At 60.9% G+C, this 16,038-nt stretch carries 14 protein-coding genes; all 14 read right to left on the bottom strand.

The genetic code is table 11. From position 1 onward, the window contains the following. Positions 1–106 precede the first annotated feature (106 nt). The 14 genes from AC1RQB_RS24810 to AC1RQB_RS24745 all read right to left on the bottom strand — a co-directional run bounded on the left by AC1RQB_RS24810 (position 107) and on the right by AC1RQB_RS24745 (position 15,804). On the bottom strand, positions 107–436 hold the full coding sequence (locus AC1RQB_RS24810) for a PA3694 family proteiin (RefSeq protein WP_008070390.1): 330 nt from the start codon (positions 434–436) through the stop codon (positions 107–109). Then, positions 433–1,347, bottom strand: a complete 915-nt coding sequence (locus AC1RQB_RS24805) for an alpha/beta hydrolase (protein ID WP_008070391.1) — start codon at positions 1,345–1,347, stop codon at positions 433–435. Before AC1RQB_RS24805 ends, AC1RQB_RS24810 begins: the two co-directional genes overlap by 4 nt. A 161-nt stretch (positions 1,348–1,508) precedes the next feature. Beyond that, a complete protein-coding gene (locus AC1RQB_RS24800; protein ID WP_008070393.1) occupies positions 1,509–2,786 on the bottom strand; it encodes a flavohemoglobin expression-modulating QEGLA motif protein in 1,278 nt (425 codons plus the stop codon). Positions 2,787–2,822: 36 nt separating this feature from the next. Beyond that, a complete protein-coding gene (locus AC1RQB_RS24795; protein ID WP_063342617.1) occupies positions 2,823–3,377 on the bottom strand; it encodes a hypothetical protein in 555 nt (184 codons plus the stop codon). A gap of 160 nt (positions 3,378–3,537) precedes the next feature. After that, entirely contained in the window at positions 3,538–4,254 is a 717-nt protein-coding gene (locus AC1RQB_RS24790) for a TetR/AcrR family transcriptional regulator (protein WP_008070397.1), read from the bottom strand. A gap of 103 nt (positions 4,255–4,357) precedes the next feature. Next, the gene (gene lysS / locus AC1RQB_RS24785) at positions 4,358–5,860 is read right to left on the bottom strand and encodes a lysine--tRNA ligase (RefSeq protein WP_063342616.1); all 1,503 of its coding nucleotides are present in this window, start codon (positions 5,858–5,860) and stop codon (positions 4,358–4,360) included. Between the two features lie 102 nt (positions 5,861–5,962). Beyond that, positions 5,963–7,058, bottom strand: a protein-coding gene (gene prfB / locus AC1RQB_RS24780) for a peptide chain release factor 2 (protein ID WP_095920368.1) whose coding sequence is annotated in 2 segments (ribosomal slippage) — positions 5,963–6,985 and positions 6,987–7,058 — 1,095 coding nt in all. Because the reading frame shifts where the segments join, the coding sequence is not laid out codon by codon here. 279 nt (positions 7,059–7,337) lie between these two features. Beyond that, positions 7,338–8,339, bottom strand: a complete 1,002-nt coding sequence (locus tag AC1RQB_RS24775; protein ID WP_008070399.1) for a response regulator — start codon at positions 8,337–8,339, stop codon at positions 7,338–7,340. A gap of 48 nt (positions 8,340–8,387) precedes the next feature. Further along, a complete protein-coding gene (locus AC1RQB_RS24770) occupies positions 8,388–9,398 on the bottom strand; it encodes a chemotaxis response regulator protein-glutamate methylesterase (RefSeq protein ID WP_063342615.1) in 1,011 nt (336 codons plus the stop codon). Beyond that, positions 9,395–11,683: a hybrid sensor histidine kinase/response regulator gene (locus AC1RQB_RS24765; protein ID WP_063342614.1), complete on the bottom strand. Its 2,289-nt coding sequence runs from the start codon at positions 11,681–11,683 to the stop codon at positions 9,395–9,397. The genes AC1RQB_RS24770 and AC1RQB_RS24765 overlap by 4 nt, the downstream gene beginning before the upstream one ends. After that, positions 11,680–12,363 carry a chemotaxis protein CheW gene (locus AC1RQB_RS24760; RefSeq protein WP_063342613.1) on the bottom strand — a complete coding sequence of 228 codons (684 nt, stop codon included), beginning with the start codon at positions 12,361–12,363 and terminating at the stop codon, positions 11,680–11,682. Before AC1RQB_RS24760 ends, AC1RQB_RS24765 begins: the two co-directional genes overlap by 4 nt. Beyond that, complete coding sequence (locus AC1RQB_RS24755; RefSeq protein WP_063342612.1) at positions 12,360–13,649, bottom strand: CheR family methyltransferase; 1,290 nt, start codon at positions 13,647–13,649, stop codon at positions 12,360–12,362. Before AC1RQB_RS24755 ends, AC1RQB_RS24760 begins: the two co-directional genes overlap by 4 nt. Beyond that, the gene (locus tag AC1RQB_RS24750; RefSeq protein ID WP_063342611.1) at positions 13,646–14,182 is read right to left on the bottom strand and encodes a chemotaxis protein CheW; all 537 of its coding nucleotides are present in this window, start codon (positions 14,180–14,182) and stop codon (positions 13,646–13,648) included. Before AC1RQB_RS24750 ends, AC1RQB_RS24755 begins: the two co-directional genes overlap by 4 nt. Continuing rightward, a complete protein-coding gene (locus AC1RQB_RS24745) occupies positions 14,182–15,804 on the bottom strand; it encodes a methyl-accepting chemotaxis protein (RefSeq protein ID WP_063342610.1) in 1,623 nt (540 codons plus the stop codon). Before AC1RQB_RS24745 ends, AC1RQB_RS24750 begins: the two co-directional genes overlap by 1 nt. Between the last annotated feature and the right edge of the window lie 234 nt (positions 15,805–16,038).

Genomic DNA, 16,038 nt, shown 5'->3' with positions numbered 1-16,038 from the left:
CCCCCCCCCCCCCCCCCCCCCCCCCCCCCCCCCCCCCCCCCCCCCCCCCCCCCCCCCCGCTCCCACATTGGATCTTCGGTGAACGCAGTACTTGTGTACGACCGGGTTACTGTTCGAGTTTTTGCGGCGTTTCCTCGCCCATGCAGCGCACGGCCTTTTTCTTGTTGTTGATCAGCACGCCGGTCAGGCCTTTCTGTTCGGTGTCGAACAGCACCAGCACGCCATCGATGCACTGGGCCACTTGCGGGGCCGGTTGCAGGGAGACTTTATAGTCTTCGCCCGGCACGGTCTTGAGCATGGTGAAGTCGCTGAGCAGTAACGCATCTTCGGGTTTGGCGAAGTGCAGGTAGCCGTACCACCACAGGGCGCCAACGGTGCCGAGGATGCTGCAAATACCGGTGATGATCAGCGGGATGGCGTTACGTTCTTCACTCATTGCGGACTCTCTGGTGGTTCATCTTCAGAATTCGGGGGTGCCGGGTAATTGGGGATCTCACCCAGGCGGCGCAGGCCGTCGAAATGCTGCGGGTCTTCGAGGTAGCGCAGCATGACCTTTCGCCAGACCGGGTCGGCGAAGGTTTGCACATGACCGCCCCGGGTCAGTTGCAGCACTCGCGGCGGCGGCGCAGCTTGATACAGTCGGATGCCGTTGGAAAGGGGCACCAGTTGATCATCAATACTGTGATAGATCAGTTTTGGTACGCCGTTGAGCTGTTTCATGGAATGGATCGCGCTGTCGCCGTCCGGCACCAACCAGGACAACGGCACCTGGAACGGCCAGGTCATCCACGACGTACTCAAGGCGAAACGCCCGACATCACGGTAACTGGCAGGCACGCCATCGAGCACAAACGCCTTGAGTTGCCGCTGGCGCTCGGGATGCTGGGCCAGGAAATGCACGGCCATTGAACCGCCAAGGCTCTGACCGAGAAGGATCAGCGGCTTGCCCTTGACCTCCGGGGCCTGGTCGAGCCATTTGAACGCGGCATCGATGTCCTGATAGATCGCCGGCAACGCCGGTTTACCTTCGGACCAACCGTACCCGCGATAGTCCACCAGCAACACTTGATAGCCCTGCTCCGGCAACCACCAGCTCCCCCCCAAATGCCACGCCAGGTTGCCGCCGTTGCCGTGCAGATGCAACACCGTGCCTTTGACCTCGAGACCTTTTTTCGCCGGCAACCACCAGCCATGCAGCTTGAGGCCGTCGGCGGTGGTCAGGGTGACGTCGCGGAATTCGAGTTTGGCTTTTTCCGGGGTGAACGGCTGGCCGGGCTCGGGGTAGAACAGCAAAGAGCTGCAACCGCCGAGGGCCAGGAGCAGGCAAAAGATGCCGAGGATTCTCATCCGGTGAAGCCTCGCGAAAAATGGGGTTGGAACAGTATCCTGTGGCAATCAATTGACCTGTGGGAGCGGGCTTGCCCGCGATAGCGATGTCACAGGCAACATGAATGCTGAATGTTAAGCCGCCATCGCGGGCAAGCCCGCTCCCACAGGTGATTCGTTGCTCACAAAATGTTGGAATAATCCGCTTCGATCCGGTCCAGGCTCAGGTGGTTGAGGAAGTTGGAGAAGCACATCCAGGCCGACAGCGCGTTCATGTCGCGGAATTGGTCGGGCAGGTACTTGGGCGGCACCACCAAGCCTTCATCCACCAATTGGCGCAAGGTCCGCATGTCTTCCAGCGTGGTCTTGCCGCAAAACAATAGCGGTATCTGCTCCAGCTTGCCTTTACGCACGGCCAACTGAATGTAGTTGTAAACCATGATAAAGCCCTTGAGGTAGGACAAGTCTTTGGTAAACGGTAGACCGGTCGGCACCGAGCCACGGAAAACCCGACTGGCGTTGCCGTAGCTTTCGGCCATTTCGAAACCTTGCTCACAGAAGAATTCGTAAATCTGCAAGAAGTCCGCGCCCTCCTCCACCATATGAATGGCGCGGGTACGGTTGGTCAGTTTGCGCAGGCGGCTCGGATAGGAGGCGAAGGTGATGATTTCCATCAGGATCGCCAAGCCTTCCTGGGTCACGGTAGACGACGGCGGGCCTTTGGACAGGAAGGTACAAATCGGCTGATTCAGGCCGTTGAGCGTGGTGCCCACATGCACCAGCCCTTCGTGGACTTCCAGCGCACGCACGTCACGGTCGTTGAACATCGCGTCGGCGCGGATCTTGATGTAGTCGGCGCCGGCCGCCGCATCGGCGACGATCCCGTCGGACTCGAACACCCTAATGGTTTCTTCGTTCTCGCCAAACACCTTGTTCAACCGATGTTGCAGCAGGTCGACGGCTTCCTTGGCGGTAAGGACTTTCGGTTCGTCCTTGAGGTCGCCACGGCCGTCGATGTTGTTCAGGTAATCGGAGAGCATCAGCCCCAGGTCGGCCAGGGTCGGGTCACCCGCGTGGAACGCATCGGACGCCGCGCCATACAATTCCTGGGAAATCAGCCCGAAATCCTCGGTGCCGCGCGCTTCGAGCATGCGCACCACCATCCGGTATTCCTTGCACATGCGGCGCATGATCTGGCCGACCGGATTGAACTGGCCGAGCTGGCGAGTGATGTCGCGCTCGATGTTCTGGAATTCCAGCTTCACTTTGCTGGAATCAAATGCCAGCGGTCGATTGAGGTAATAGTCGCGGTCCACGGCCGGCATTTCCTTGCCCTTGCCTTTGAAGAACCCCTTGCGAATGCTGTCGTCCCACTTGACCGCATCCAGAACGCGAATCGGCGTCTGCGCCAGCACTATGCGATCGGACAATATGCGTATCGTCTGCTGGTATTCGTCCACCCGAAACTCCTGTAGTAAAACCGTTACGTGCTGGGTTTATTTGGTTTTGGCCAGGCGCTGGTAGCGCACTGCTTCGACGAAAACATCGGAATTGGCCGGGTCATCGAGGTAGGCAAACACCTGATCCAGGCTGTTGTCGATCAACACCCCGTCGCCGTCGTCGGTCCGGAAGCCTTGGCCACTGAGGGCTTCTTGGCCCATGGCCTGTTTGATCTGCTCGAGGTCGAGGTTGTAGACCACCAGTTCGTGCTTATCGTTGAGCTCGAAACCGGTGATGGTGAAGTTCCCGCCGAACTGCGCCGGCACCTTCGCCGACAAGTACCAGCGATTGCCATGGCGCGACACGGTAAAGGGATAGGCTTCACGCTCATGGGGCTTGGCCTTGAAGTAGCTGACCGCCTGATAGCGATTGTCGCCGATGCGCGTCAGTTCCAGGTTCATCGGCTCGCCCCAGGCATTGGTGCTGGTCCATTTGCCGAGCAGCCCTTTGGGCGCGGGCTCGCTGGCGGGCAGCGGCTCCTTGAAGGTCACCAGACAGCCACTGAGCAGCAGGATCGACAAGGCGATCACAATGACGCGCCAGGCTTTCATTCAACACTCCCTATCGATACACGACGACTTTTACACATTGATCGTTCCCACGCTCTGCGTAGGAATGCATCCGGTGACGCTCTGCGTCACGTCGGTAAGGGACGCGGAGCGTCCCGGGCGGCATTCCCACGCAGAGCATGGGAGCGATCGGAGTACCGGATTACACCGACGCCAACACCAAATGCATGTAGCGGTTGAGGATGCCGAGCATTTCCTCTTCGGCCACAGGCTCGGCGTCGTTGAGCAGGCCCTGATATTCCATCCGTCCGATAATCGCCGTCAACACTTTGGCATCCTGTTGTGGCTCACGGGAACCCAATACTTCGAAAAGCTGGCAGGTGCCCTGCAGGAGAATTTGCTGATGGGAGCGCACCAACAAAGCCAGACGCGGGTTGAGCAAGGCTTCCTGGCGGAAGGCTTGCTCGGCCATCAAATGCTCGCGGCGATTGATCAATTGCCGATGAACATAGTCAGCCATCAGCCGGGCGATATCGTCCGCCAACTGTGAGCGGGACTCGGGAGTGCCATCGCCGCTGACAACCATCTCGCGCAACAGGCCTTCGTTGCTGGCCCACAACCGGGCCATGAACGCCGCGCTGCGTTCCACGTATTGGGCGAAGGTATCGGTGAGCAAGTCATCGATGTCTTTGAAATAGTAAGTGGTCGCCGAGAGCGGCACACCCGCTTCAGCGGCCACAGCACGGTGCCGCACGGCCCGCACGCCATCGCGCACGACAATGCGCATCGCAGCGTCGAGAATGTCCTGTCGACGCTGTTCGCTGCCCTGTCGGCTGGCCTTGCGGCCCTGGTACTGAACACTTTCAGCGACCGCAGTGGCGATACCCGCTGCACCTTCTTGAGCCATTGCACGATTCACGACAGGTATTCCTCTCTAAACGTCAAAAGTAACCAATTGATACGTTTGTACCAGACAGGCAATAAAAAGCCGCCTGTTATAGGCGGCTTTTTAATTGAAACACTTACGCTTGTGGCCGCATGTGCGGGAACAGGATCACGTCGCGGATCGACGGTGAGTTGGTCAACAACATCACCAGACGGTCGATGCCGATCCCTTCACCGGCCGTTGGCGGCATGCCGTACTCCAGCGCGCGAACGAAGTCGGCGTCGTAGTGCATGGCTTCGTCGTCGCCGGCGTCCTTGTCGGCCACCTGCGCCATGAAACGCTCGGCCTGGTCTTCGGCGTCGTTCAACTCGGAGTAGGCGTTGGCGATTTCACGGCCACCGATGAACAGTTCGAAACGGTCGGTGACGTTCGGGTTCTCGTCGTTACGACGGGCCAGCGGCGACACTTCGAACGGGTACTGGGTGATGAAGTGCGGCTGTTCCAGCTTGTGCTCGACCAGCTCTTCGAAAATCATCACCTGCAGCTTGCCCAGACCTTCGAAGCCCAGCACCTTGGCGCCGGCCTTCTTGGCGATGGTGCGAGCCTTGTCGATGTCAGTCAGGTCGTCAGCGGTCAGCTCAGGGTTGTACTTGAGGATCGAGTCGAACACCGACAGACGCACGAACGGCTCGCCGAAGTGGAACACCTTGTCGCCGTACGGCACGTCGGTGCTGCCCAGAACCAGCTGCGCCAGCTCGCGGAACAGCTCTTCGGTCAGGTCCATGTTGTCTTCGTAGTCGGCGTAAGCCTGGTAGAACTCCAACATGGTGAATTCAGGGTTGTGACGGGTCGAAACGCCTTCGTTACGGAAGTTGCGGTTGATCTCGAAGACTTTCTCGAAACCGCCGACGACCAAGCGCTTGAGGTACAGCTCAGGCGCGATACGCAGGAACATTTCCATGTCCAGCGCGTTGTGATGCGTCTCGAACGGCTTGGCCGCCGCGCCGCCTGGAATGGTTTGCAGCATCGGCGTTTCCACTTCCAGGAAGTCACGCTTCATCAGGAAGCTGCGAATGTGCGCAATCACTTGCGAGCGAACGCGGAAGGTCTGGCGCACCTCTTCGTTGACGATCAGGTCGACGTAACGCTGACGGTAGCGCTGCTCGGTGTCGGTCAGGCCGTGGTGCTTGTCCGGCAGCGGGCGCAGGGATTTGGTCAGCAGGCGCACGCTGGTCATTTCAACGTACAGGTCGCCCTTGCCGGAACGCGCCAGGGTGCCTTCGGCGGCAATGATGTCGCCCATGTCCCAGGTTTTCACCGCGGCCAGGGTGTCTTCGGACAGGGTTTTACGGTTGACGTAAACCTGAATGCGACCGGTCATGTCCTGAATCACCATGAACGAGCCACGGTTGAGCATGATGCGACCCGCCACCTTGACCGGGATTGCAGCCTCTGCCAGCTCTTCCTTGGTCTTGTCCGCGTACTGTTTCTGCAAGTCTTCGCAGTAATTGTCGCGACGGAAGTCGTTGGGGAAGGCATTGCCCTTGGCGCGCTCGGCAGCAAGCTTTTCCTTGCGCAGGGCGATCAGGGAGTTTTCTTCCTGTTGCAGGGCTTGCGGGTCGAGTTGTAGGTCGCTCATGTCTTTAAAAATTCCATCTCAGGTTCGTTGCCCCCGGCATTCGCCGGGGTTCGCGGGCAAGCCTCGCTCCTACAGGGTGGTGACAACCCTGTAGCGCGGGCCTTAGAGCCCTTGTTTCAGGCTGGCCACCAGGTATTCGTCGATGTCGCCGTCGAGCACCTTGTCGCAGTCACTGCGTTCTATGTTGGTACGCAGATCCTTGATCCGCGAGGCATCGAGCACGTACGAACGGATCTGGTGACCCCAGCCGATATCCGACTTGGTGTCTTCCAGGGCCTGCGAAGCGGCGTTGCGCTTCTGCACTTCCTGCTCGTACAAGCGCGCCCGCAACATTTTCATCGCGGTGTCTTTGTTCGCATGCTGGGAACGTTCGTTCTGGCAGCTGACCACGGTGTTGGTCGGTACGTGGGTAATCCGTACGGCCGAGTCGGTGGTGTTAACGTGCTGACCACCGGCACCGGAGGAGCGGTAGGTGTCGATGCGCAGGTCCGACGGGTTGATGTCGATTTCGATGTTGTCATCGATTTCCGGCGACACGAACACGGCCGAGAACGAGGTGTGACGACGGTTGCCGGAGTCGAACGGGCTCTTGCGCACCAGACGGTGCACGCCGATTTCGGTACGCAGCCAGCCAAAGGCGTATTCGCCCTTGATGTGCACGGTAGCGCCTTTGATACCGGCGACTTCACCGGCCGACAGCTCCATGATGGTCGCGTCGAAACCGCGTTTATCCGCCCAGCGCAGGTACATGCGCAGCAGGATGTTGGCCCAGTCCTGGGCCTCGGTGCCGCCGGAACCGGCCTGGATATCCAGGTAGGCGTTGTTGGCGTCCATCTCACCGCTGAACATGCGACGGAATTCGAGTTTTTCCAGGGACTCGCGCAGGCGCTCGACTTCGGCAGCGACGTCATCGACGGCGGCCTGGTCTTCTTCTTCGGCGGACATCAGCAGCAGGTCTTTGGCATCGGCCAGGCCACTGTGCATTTCGTCGAGGGTTTCGACGATCTGAGCCAGCAGCGACCGCTCGCGGCCCAGTTCCTGAGCGTACGACGGGTTGTTCCAGACAGACGGATCTTCAAGCTCGCGATTGACTTCAGTCAGACGCTCATGCTTTTGATCGTAGTCAAAGATACCCCCGAATAGTTTCGGAGCGCTCGGACAGGTCCTTGATACTGTTAAGGATCGGGTTGATTTCCATGGCGGGCAGCACTCGTTGGCGAACTTTTGAAAGCCGGCGAGTATAACGTAATCAAGCTGTCACGGCAGCCCGCCCGGCGGCTTTAGCGGCGAATGGTTTGGGGTTGAACGCAGGAATAACGCGGGTGCCTGTAGCAGCTGCCGAGCTCGCGAGGCTGCGTTCGAGGACGAAGTCCTCGCAAACACTGTGTACGCGGCTTTCCTGAACGACCGCGTTGTCTGATTTTACGACGGCTGCGCCGCCGAACGCAGCCTCGCGGGCTCGGCAGCTGCTACAGGGCTACTCGATCCCCACCTGATTGCGCCCATTGTTCTTCGCCAGGTACAACCCCTTGTCCGCCGCCGAGATCAATTGCCGGCAGTCACTGCCCGGCTGCGGAATCATGGTCGACAGGCCGATGCTGATGGTCAGGCTTGAACCCTCGGTCGGGAAAATGTGCGGGATCTTCAACCCGGCCACGGTCTGGCGCAGTTTTTCCGCGACCATTCGCGCACCACCCGGCGAGGTGTTGGGCAAGACCAGGACGAACTCCTCGCCGCCGTAACGGGCCGGCAAGTCCGAAGGTCTGGAGCTGGCGTCGCGAATCGCCGTGGCGACTTTGCGCAAGGCCTCATCGCCTTCAAGGTGGCCAAAGCTGTCGTTGAAGGACTTGAAGTAGTCGACATCGATCATCAGTAGCGACAATTGAGTCTGGTCCCGCAGCGAACGCCGCCACTCCAGCTCCAGGTATTCGTCGAAATGCCGGCGATTCGACAGCCCGGTCAGGCCGTCGGAGTTCATCAAGCGTTGCAGCACCAGGTTGGTGTCGAGCAACTGTTGCTGGCTGACCCGCAGCGCGCGGTACGCCGCGTCACGCTGCAGCAGGGTCATGTAGGAGCGCGAGTGATAGCGGATGCGCGCCACCAGTTCGATGTTGTCCGGCAGTTTGACCAGGTAATCATTGGCGCCGGCGGCAAACGCCGCGCTCTTGATCAGCGGGTCTTCCTTGGTCGACAGGACAATGATCGGAATATCCTTGGTCGCCGGGTGATTACGGTATTCGCGCACCAGGCTCAGGCCGTCGAGGCCGGGCATGACCAGATCCTGAAGGATCACCGTCGGCTTGATACGAATCGCCTGGGCGATCGCCTGGTGCGGGTCGGCACAGAAATGGAAGTCGATGTTTTCTTCGTTCGACAAACCACGCCGCACTGCCTCGCCGATCATCGCCTGATCGTCCACCAACAACACCATGGCGGCGTTTTCATCGGTTTTGAAGTCGTCGAGCTGTAATTCATTCATGTGCGGTCACCTGAGTACTGCCTTGGCCACGATTGCTGCTAATGATAGTCATTTTGAGAAGATTTCCAGCAATCGTGGCGCTATCTTGTCCAGTGGGCGAACTTCCACAGCCGCGTTAATGGCCGCGGCCGCCTTCGGCATGCCATACACCGCACTGCTTTGTTGGTCCTGAGCGATGGTCAGGTAGCCCTGTTGGCGCATGAGTTTAAGCCCCTGCGCGCCGTCGCGCCCCATACCAGTCAGCAGAACGCCCACAGCGTCACCACTCCAGTAACTGGCCACACTTTCGAAAAACACATCGATCGAAGGTCGATAGATCTCATTGACCGGTTCGGCGGTGTAGGCGAGCGTGCCGTTTTTCAGCAAGCGAATGTGATGGTTGGTCCCGGCCAGCAGGACCGTGCCGCTTTGCGGTGGTTCGCCTTCCTGGGCCAGGCGCACGTCCAGGCCACTGGCGCTGGCAAGCCATTCGGCCATACCGGCGGCGAACACCTGATCCACATGTTGGACCAGCACGATGGCCGCCGAAAAATCTCGAGGCAGGCCTTTGAGCAGCACTTCCAGCGCCGCCGGCCCGCCAGCGGATGAACCGATGGCCACCAAATGCTGGCGCGAGGACGAGTGGCGGTGCGAGCTCGGTGCCGATCGTACCCGATTGCTCTGCTCGCCAATCAGCCAGCCAATGTTCATGATCTTGCGCAGCAGCGGTGCGGCGGCTTCCTGGGGATTGCCGCCCCCAATAGCCGGGGTATCAACCACATCCAGCGCGCCGTAGCCCATGGCTTCGAACACCCGGTGCACGTTCTGCTCGCGGTCGACAGTGACAATGACAATCGCGCACGGGGTCTCGGCCATGATTCGCCGGGTCGCTTCCACACCGTCCATCAACGGCATGATCAAATCCATCAGGATCAGATCCGGGGTGTATTCGGTGCAACGTTGCACCGCCTCGGCCCCATTGCCGGCGACCCAGACCACCTCGTGCGCCGGTTCGAACGCCAAAGCGCGGCGCAACGCCTCTACCGCCATGGGCATGTCGTTGACGATAGCGATTTTCATGCCCGCGCGCCTCCAATGAGCTCAACCACTGCATCCAGCAAAGCGTCATCATGAAAACTCGCTTTGGCTAGATAATAGTCGGCTCCGGCGTCCAGTCCACGGCGGCGGTCTTCTTCGCGGTCCTTGTAGGACACCACCATCACCGGCAGGGATTGCAGACGGTTGTCGCGGCGCACCAAAGACACCAGCTCGATGCCATCCATGCGCGGCATGTCAATGTCGGTGATCAGCAGATCGAAGTCCTCCGAACGCAGGGCGTTCCAGCCGTCCATGCCGTCCACCGCCACCGCGACGTCATAGCCGCGATTGAGCAGCAGCTTGCGCTGCAACTCACGAACGGTCAGCGAGTCGTCCACCACCAGAATCCGTTTACGCGCCGCTTCGACGGCCTGATTGGCATGCCGGGCAATGCGCTCCAGACGCCCGGTATTGAGCAGTTTGTCCACCGAACGCAGCATGTCTTCGACGTCGACGATCAGCACCACCGAGCCGTCGTCGAGCAAGGCTCCGGCGGAAATGTCCTGCACCTTGCCCAGGCGCTCGTCCAGCGGCAGTACCACCAACGTTCGCTCGCCGATAAAGCGCTCGACTGCCACCCCGTAGATCGCCTCGCGCTCGCGGATGACCACGACTTTGAGGGTTTGCGCGTTGTTCTGGCTCGCCGGGCGATGCAACAGCTGACTGGCGGCGACCAGCCCGACATGCCGGCCTTCGTACCAGAAGTGCTGCCGGCCTTCGACCTGCACGATATCTTCCGGCGCCAGGTCGCACATGCGCTCGATGTGCGCTAGCGGGAAGGCATACGCCTCGTCACCGACTTCCACCACCAGGCTGCGCACCACCGACAGCGTCAGCGGCACTTCGAGATGGAAACGACTGCCCTCGCCCGCTGTCTGCTCCAGCACCACGGCACCGCGCAATTGGCGAACCATATGCTGAACCGCATCCAGCCCGACGCCGCGTCCGGAAACTTCGGTGACCGCGTCGCGCAGGCTGAAACCCGGCAGAAACAGGAACGTCAGCAGCTCTTCTTCGCTCAACTGGGCGGCGGTTTCGGCTGGGGATAACTGCCGCTCGACGATGTTGCGGCGCAGCTTCTCCAGATCAACACCATTACCGTCATCGCTGAGTTCCAACACCAGAAGACCGGCCTGATGGGACGCTCGCAAACGGATCACGCCTTCTTCCGGTTTGCCGGCCAATAGTCGTTGTTCCCGGGTTTCGATGCCGTGATCGACCGCATTGCGTAGCAGGTGCGTCAGCGGCGCTTCGAGTTTTTCCAGGACGTCGCGGTCGACCTGGGTCTTATCGCCCTCGATCTCCAGTCGCACCTGTTTGCCCAGGCTGCGGCCGAGGTCGCGGACCATGCGCACTTGTCCGCTCAGCACGTCGGCGAATGGCCGCATGCGACAGGCCAGCGCCGTGTCGTACAACACCTGCGCACGCTGGCTGGCGTGCCAGGCGAACTCGTCCAGCTCGGCGTTTTTTTCCACCAGCAATTGCTGAGACTCGGCCAACAATCGGCGGGCATCGCCCAAGGCTTCCTGGGCTTCGAGACTCAAGGCATGGTCCTTGAGATGGACGTTGAGGTTTTCCAGCGCCCGCAGGCCGTTGCTTTGCATGCGTTTGAGGCGCTGCATGGTGGCCAGGTGCGGCTTGAGCCGCTGGGTTTCCACCAGGGATTTACTCGACAGGTCGAGCAGGCTGTTCAAGCGCTCGGCCGTGACGCGCAATACGCGTTCGCCACTTTCGGTGGTGCGTTTAGTCGTGGGCGCTGGCTCGGCGGGCGCTGCAGGGGAGGCTTCGGCGGCGGCCGGCATGGGCGGCTCAACCTTGGGCGTCGGCGGTTCCATCTGAAGCTCTGCCATCGGCGGCGTCATGGGGGCAGTGGCCGCCATGTGATCAAGCAACCGTCCCATCAAGACGACGTAAGCGTCGATATCCGCAGGCGCCGGAGCGTTGCCCGGCGTCGCAATCCGCATCAGCAGATCGGTGCCTTGCAACAGTGCATCGATGTGTTCGGGCCGCAGGTACAGGCGCCCTTCCTGGGCGCTGACCAGGTAATCTTCCATCACATGGGCAACGCTGACCCCGGCATCGACGCCGACAATCCGCGCCGCGCCCTTGAGCGAATGGGCCGCGCGCATGCACGACTCAAGGTAATCGGCTTGGGTCGGATCACGCTCAAGCGCCAAAAGACCTGCGCTCAGCACCAGGGTCTGGGCCTCGGCTTCGAGGCTGAACAGTTCCAGCAAAGAGGCGTCACGCATTTGCTCGGGGGTCATGTGAGGCTCCGGGTCACGGCGGACAGCAGCTGCTCTTCATCCAGCCAACGCAGGCTGCGACCTTTGAATTGCAAGACGCCACGGGTGTATCTGGCGCTGGCCTGGGTACCGGATTGGGACGCCGCATCGAGAATGCGCTCGTCGATGGCGTGAATCCCATCCACCTCATCCACCGGCACCACAACCGGCCCGCCGTTGGCGGCGATGATCAGCATCCGCGGCATCACCCGCGCGCCGGATGCCACGCCACTGGTGCCGTCGAGCCCCAGCAACTCCACCAGCGACAGGCACGCTACCAAGGCACCGCGCACATTCGCCACGCCGAGCAACGCCCCGGAGCGCTGGTGCGGCAAGGAGTGAATCGCTTGCAACGGCGCCACTTCGACCAGGCTGCGAGTGGCCAGGCCCAACCATTCTTCGCCGAGGCGAAACATCAGCAGCGAGCGGGTTTTCACATCGCTGCCGGCCACCGTGGAAACTTGCTCGCGGTCGTCCTGCTGCAAGGCATAGCGATCGAGCAAACGTGTGGCGGCAGCCGAATACACCGCGCAATTGCGACAATGAATGTGCTCGCTCAGCAATGGGCAGGACTTGTCGCCGTGGATACCGATGCGGTTCCAGCAGTCGTCGATGGCCTGGGCATCTTCATGGGTGACACTCAAGGTATCGGCGGCGTTCATCGTTTACGCTCACTGTCTGCGGCGCGCTCGCTGCGGGCGGCGCGGGCCTGTAATCGTCGGGCTCCCGCCGTGTCGCCCTGGGATTGCAGCAAGGCGGCCAGGTGCATCAGCGCGTCGGGGTGTTGCGGCTCGAGGTACAACGCCTTGCGATAAAAGCCCTGGGCCTCGAGAGCGCTGCCGGCGACATCGCTGAGCAGCCCCAGCCAATAGAACACCTGCGCCACCGGCTCGTGACTGCGCAAAAAACTGTCGCACGCGGCGCGGGCCTCCGCGCTTTTGCCTCCATTGGCCAGCGCGGCGATGTTCGCCAGCAGCGTAGCGGCGTCTGAAGGGGTAGCGTCCGAAGGGGTGGCCGAAGGGGTGGCGGCGACCTGAGGCATCGGCACCACCGTTGCGAAAGGCCGACTGCGCACTGGCGGCGGTGTCACGCTACGCACCGGTTGTTGCACCGGCAGCGGCGTCGGCGCGAAGGTCGCGAGCGGTTCCGGCGCACTTTGACGACTGAACGCAAACGACTGCGCAATGCCGATCGAACGCATGCCGAAACGCCCCAGCAGACTGCCCTCCGCCGGGCCGATAAACAGCACGCCGTCGACGTGGGTCAGGCGCTTGAGCACTTCGAACACTTGCTGCTGGGTCGGCTGATCGAAATAGATCAGCAAATTGCGGCAGAACACGAAGTCATAAGGTGGCTCGTTGGCCAGCAAGGCCGGATCCAGCAGATTGCCGACCTGCAAGCGCACCTGTTCAAGCACGCGCCCGCTGAGGCGATAGTTGTCGTTTTCAGCCGTGAAATGCCGCTCGCGAAAGTCGATGTCCTGGCCGCGAAACGAATTCTTTCCATACAGCGCGAGCCTGGCCTTCTCCACTGACAGCGGGCTGACATCCATGCCGTCGACCTTGAACTGGTGCGGCGCCAGCCCGGCATCGAGCAATGCCATGGCGATGGAGTACGGTTCTTCACCGGTAGAACACGGCAGACTGAGAATCCGCAGGGCGCGCATGTTATTGATCGCCGCCAGCCGCTTGACCGCCAGTTTCGCCAGCGTGGCGAAGGATTCCGGGTAACGGAAAAACCAGGTCTCGGGGACGATCACCGCTTCGATCAGCGCCTGTTGTTCGTCGCGCGAGCCCAGCAAGGTGTGCCAGTACTCATCAGCCGTTAACGCCCGAGCCGCCGTGCAGCGCTGGCGCACCGCGCGTTCGATGATCGCCGGGCCAACCGAGCCCACATCAAGGCCGATACGTTCTTTGAGGAAATCGAAAAACCGTTGATCGCTGCTCATCCCTGCTCCTCAAACTGCGCCAGGTCCAGCGGCGGCGAGGGAAATAACAAGGCGCGGACCTGTTCGTCCAGCAAATCGGCAACCCGCACCCATTGCAGTAAACCCTGGGCATCTTCGCGCACCGGCCCCAGGTACGGCGCCTGGCGATTGTCCAGGCCATAAGGCTGAAAGTCCGCCGGGTTGCAGCGCAATGTGTCGGTGGCCTGCTCCAGAATCAACCCGAGCAATTGCGCAGGCGTCGCCTCATCCGGCCGATAGTGCACCAGCACCAGCCGCGTGCTGGTGCGGGCCTGGGCCGGTTGGCGGAATGTCAGGGCGCTGAGGTCGATCACCGGCACCACCGCGCCACGATAGGCAAACACCCCCGCCACCCAGTCCGGTGCCCGGGGAATCGGTTTCAACGGCAGCTGCGGCAGCACTTCGGCCACCTCGATGGCCTGCAACGCGTAACGCTCGTTGCCGATGCGGAACACCAGAAACAACGACTGTTTTACCGGCATTACCGCGCCGCGCTTGACCGCGAGCTCGCTCATCAGACTTTGAATCGCGAGACGCCGCCACGCAGCCCCACGGCCACCTGGCTCAATTCATCGATGGCGAAACTGGCCTGACGCAAGGACTCGACAGTCTGGCTGCTGGCATCGCCCAACTGCACCAGCGCGTGGTTGATCTGCTCGGCGCCGGTGGCCTGGGCCTGCATGCCTTCGTTGACCATCAACACCCGTGGCGCCAGCGCCTGAACCTGATGGATGATCTGCGACAGCTGCTCGCCCACCGACTGCACCTCGGACATGCCACGGCGCACTTCTTCAGAAAACTTGTCCATGCCCATGACCCCGGCCGACACCGCCGACTGAATCTCGCGCACCATCTGCTCGATGTCGTAGGTGGCCACCGCGGTCTGGTCCGCCAGGCGCCGCACTTCGGTGGCGACCACGGCAAACCCGCGACCATATTCACCGGCCTTCTCGGCTTCGATCGCGGCATTCAGGGACAACAAGTTGGTCTGGTCGGCGACTTTGACGATGGTCACCACCACCTGATTGATGTTGCCGGCCTTCTCGTTGAGGATCGCCAGTTTGGCGTTCACCAGATCGGCCGCGCCCATCACCGAGTGCATGGTGTCTTCCATGCGCGCCAGGCCTTGCTGACCGGAACCGGCCAGCACCGACGCCTGATCGGCGGCGGTGGAGACTTCGGTCATGGTGCGCACCAGATCCCGCGAGGTGGCGGCAATTTCACGGGATGTCGCACCGATTTCGGTGGTGGTGGCTGCGGTTTCGGTGGCGGTAGCCTGTTGTTGCTTGGACGTCGCGGCGATTTCCGTAACCGAGGTGGTGACCTGCACCGAGGAGCGCTGCGCCTGGGACACCAGCGAGGTGAGCTCGGTCATCATGTCGTTGAAGCCGGTTTCCACCGCGCCGAACTCGTCCTTGCGATCAAGATTCAAACGGCTGCTGAGATCGCCGCTGCGCATGATTTCGAGGATATCCACGATGCGATTCATCGGCGCCATGATCGCGCGCATCAGCAGCAGGCCACAGAGGCCGGCGACGATGATCGCCACCAGCAAAGAGACGCCCATACTGATTTTGGCGGCGGTCACCGCTTCGCCGATGGCCAGCGTGGCTGCTTCAGCTGCATCGTGATTGCGCTCGATGAGGCTGTTCAACTGCTTACGCCCGTTGATCCAGGCCGGTGTCAGCTTTTGCTCCAGAGCAAGGCGCGCTTGCTCGTACTCTTTGCGCTGGTAGAGATCGAGGACGTTGCTCATTTCTTGATTGAAGACCTGATGACGAACTTCGAATTCGTCGAAAATGGCCTGATCGTCCGGTTGAAAAATGGTCTTGCGGTAGTAGGCCATTTGCTCGTTCAAGCGCTCTTCGAAGCTCTTGTACATGGCCTGGTCGGCAGCGGTTAGTGCGCGATTTCCGGAAAGACCGACAATCTGCTGGGTCAGGTTATAACTGTCGACCCAGGCACCGCGCATCATCGAACTGAAATACACCCCCGGAACCGAGTCGGTGCGAACCTTTTCTTCGCTGACTTCGATCTTGATCAGGCGAGAAAAAGACACCACGACCATCAACAGCATGATCGCGATAATCACCGCAAAGCTCGCCAAAATGCGTTGGCGCAACGTCCAGTTCTTCACAGTCAGTCCTCGGTGCGGTTAGAATTGCGGGGGAGTATAGCCGAGGGCCTGTGGGAGCGGGCTTGATCGCGAAGAACGAAAACGCGGTATTCCTGACGAACCTTTGTGGCGAGAGGGCTCGCCCCCGTTCGGCTGCCCAGCAGTCGTAAACCCGGCCAATGAGTGCGCAAAAAGATCGCAGCCTTCGGCAGCTCCACCGACGACGTACACCCGTCCCTAACGGATAAACGCGAT

This window comes from Pseudomonas sp. GW822-FHT02E03, assembly GCF_058802325.1.
The sequence above is the reverse complement of the archived record's forward strand: the minus strand, read 5'-3'. Positions and strand labels throughout refer to the sequence as shown.

What these genes read in the sequence shown, in the direction of transcription:
- AC1RQB_RS24810 (WP_008070390.1), bottom strand. Translation starts at nt 436, where the DNA reads ATGAGTGAAGAACGTAACGCCATCCCGCTGATCATCACCGGTATTTGC.
- AC1RQB_RS24805 (WP_008070391.1), bottom strand. Translation starts at nt 1,347, where the DNA reads ATGAGAATCCTCGGCATCTTTTGCCTGCTCCTGGCCCTCGGCGGTTGC.
- AC1RQB_RS24795 (WP_063342617.1), bottom strand. Translation starts at nt 3,377, where the DNA reads ATGAAAGCCTGGCGCGTCATTGTGATCGCCTTGTCGATCCTGCTGCTC.
- lysS (WP_063342616.1), bottom strand. Translation starts at nt 5,860, where the DNA reads ATGAGCGACCTACAACTCGACCCGCAAGCCCTGCAACAGGAAGAAAAC.
- AC1RQB_RS24775 (WP_008070399.1), bottom strand. Translation starts at nt 8,339, where the DNA reads ATGAATGAATTACAGCTCGACGACTTCAAAACCGATGAAAACGCCGCC.
- AC1RQB_RS24770 (WP_063342615.1), bottom strand. Translation starts at nt 9,398, where the DNA reads ATGAAAATCGCTATCGTCAACGACATGCCCATGGCGGTAGAGGCGTTG.
- AC1RQB_RS24765 (WP_063342614.1), bottom strand. Translation starts at nt 11,683, where the DNA reads ATGACCCCCGAGCAAATGCGTGACGCCTCTTTGCTGGAACTGTTCAGC.
- AC1RQB_RS24760 (WP_063342613.1), bottom strand. Translation starts at nt 12,363, where the DNA reads ATGAACGCCGCCGATACCTTGAGTGTCACCCATGAAGATGCCCAGGCC.
- AC1RQB_RS24755 (WP_063342612.1), bottom strand. Translation starts at nt 13,649, where the DNA reads ATGAGCAGCGATCAACGGTTTTTCGATTTCCTCAAAGAACGTATCGGC.
- AC1RQB_RS24750 (WP_063342611.1), bottom strand. Translation starts at nt 14,182, where the DNA reads ATGAGCGAGCTCGCGGTCAAGCGCGGCGCGGTAATGCCGGTAAAACAG.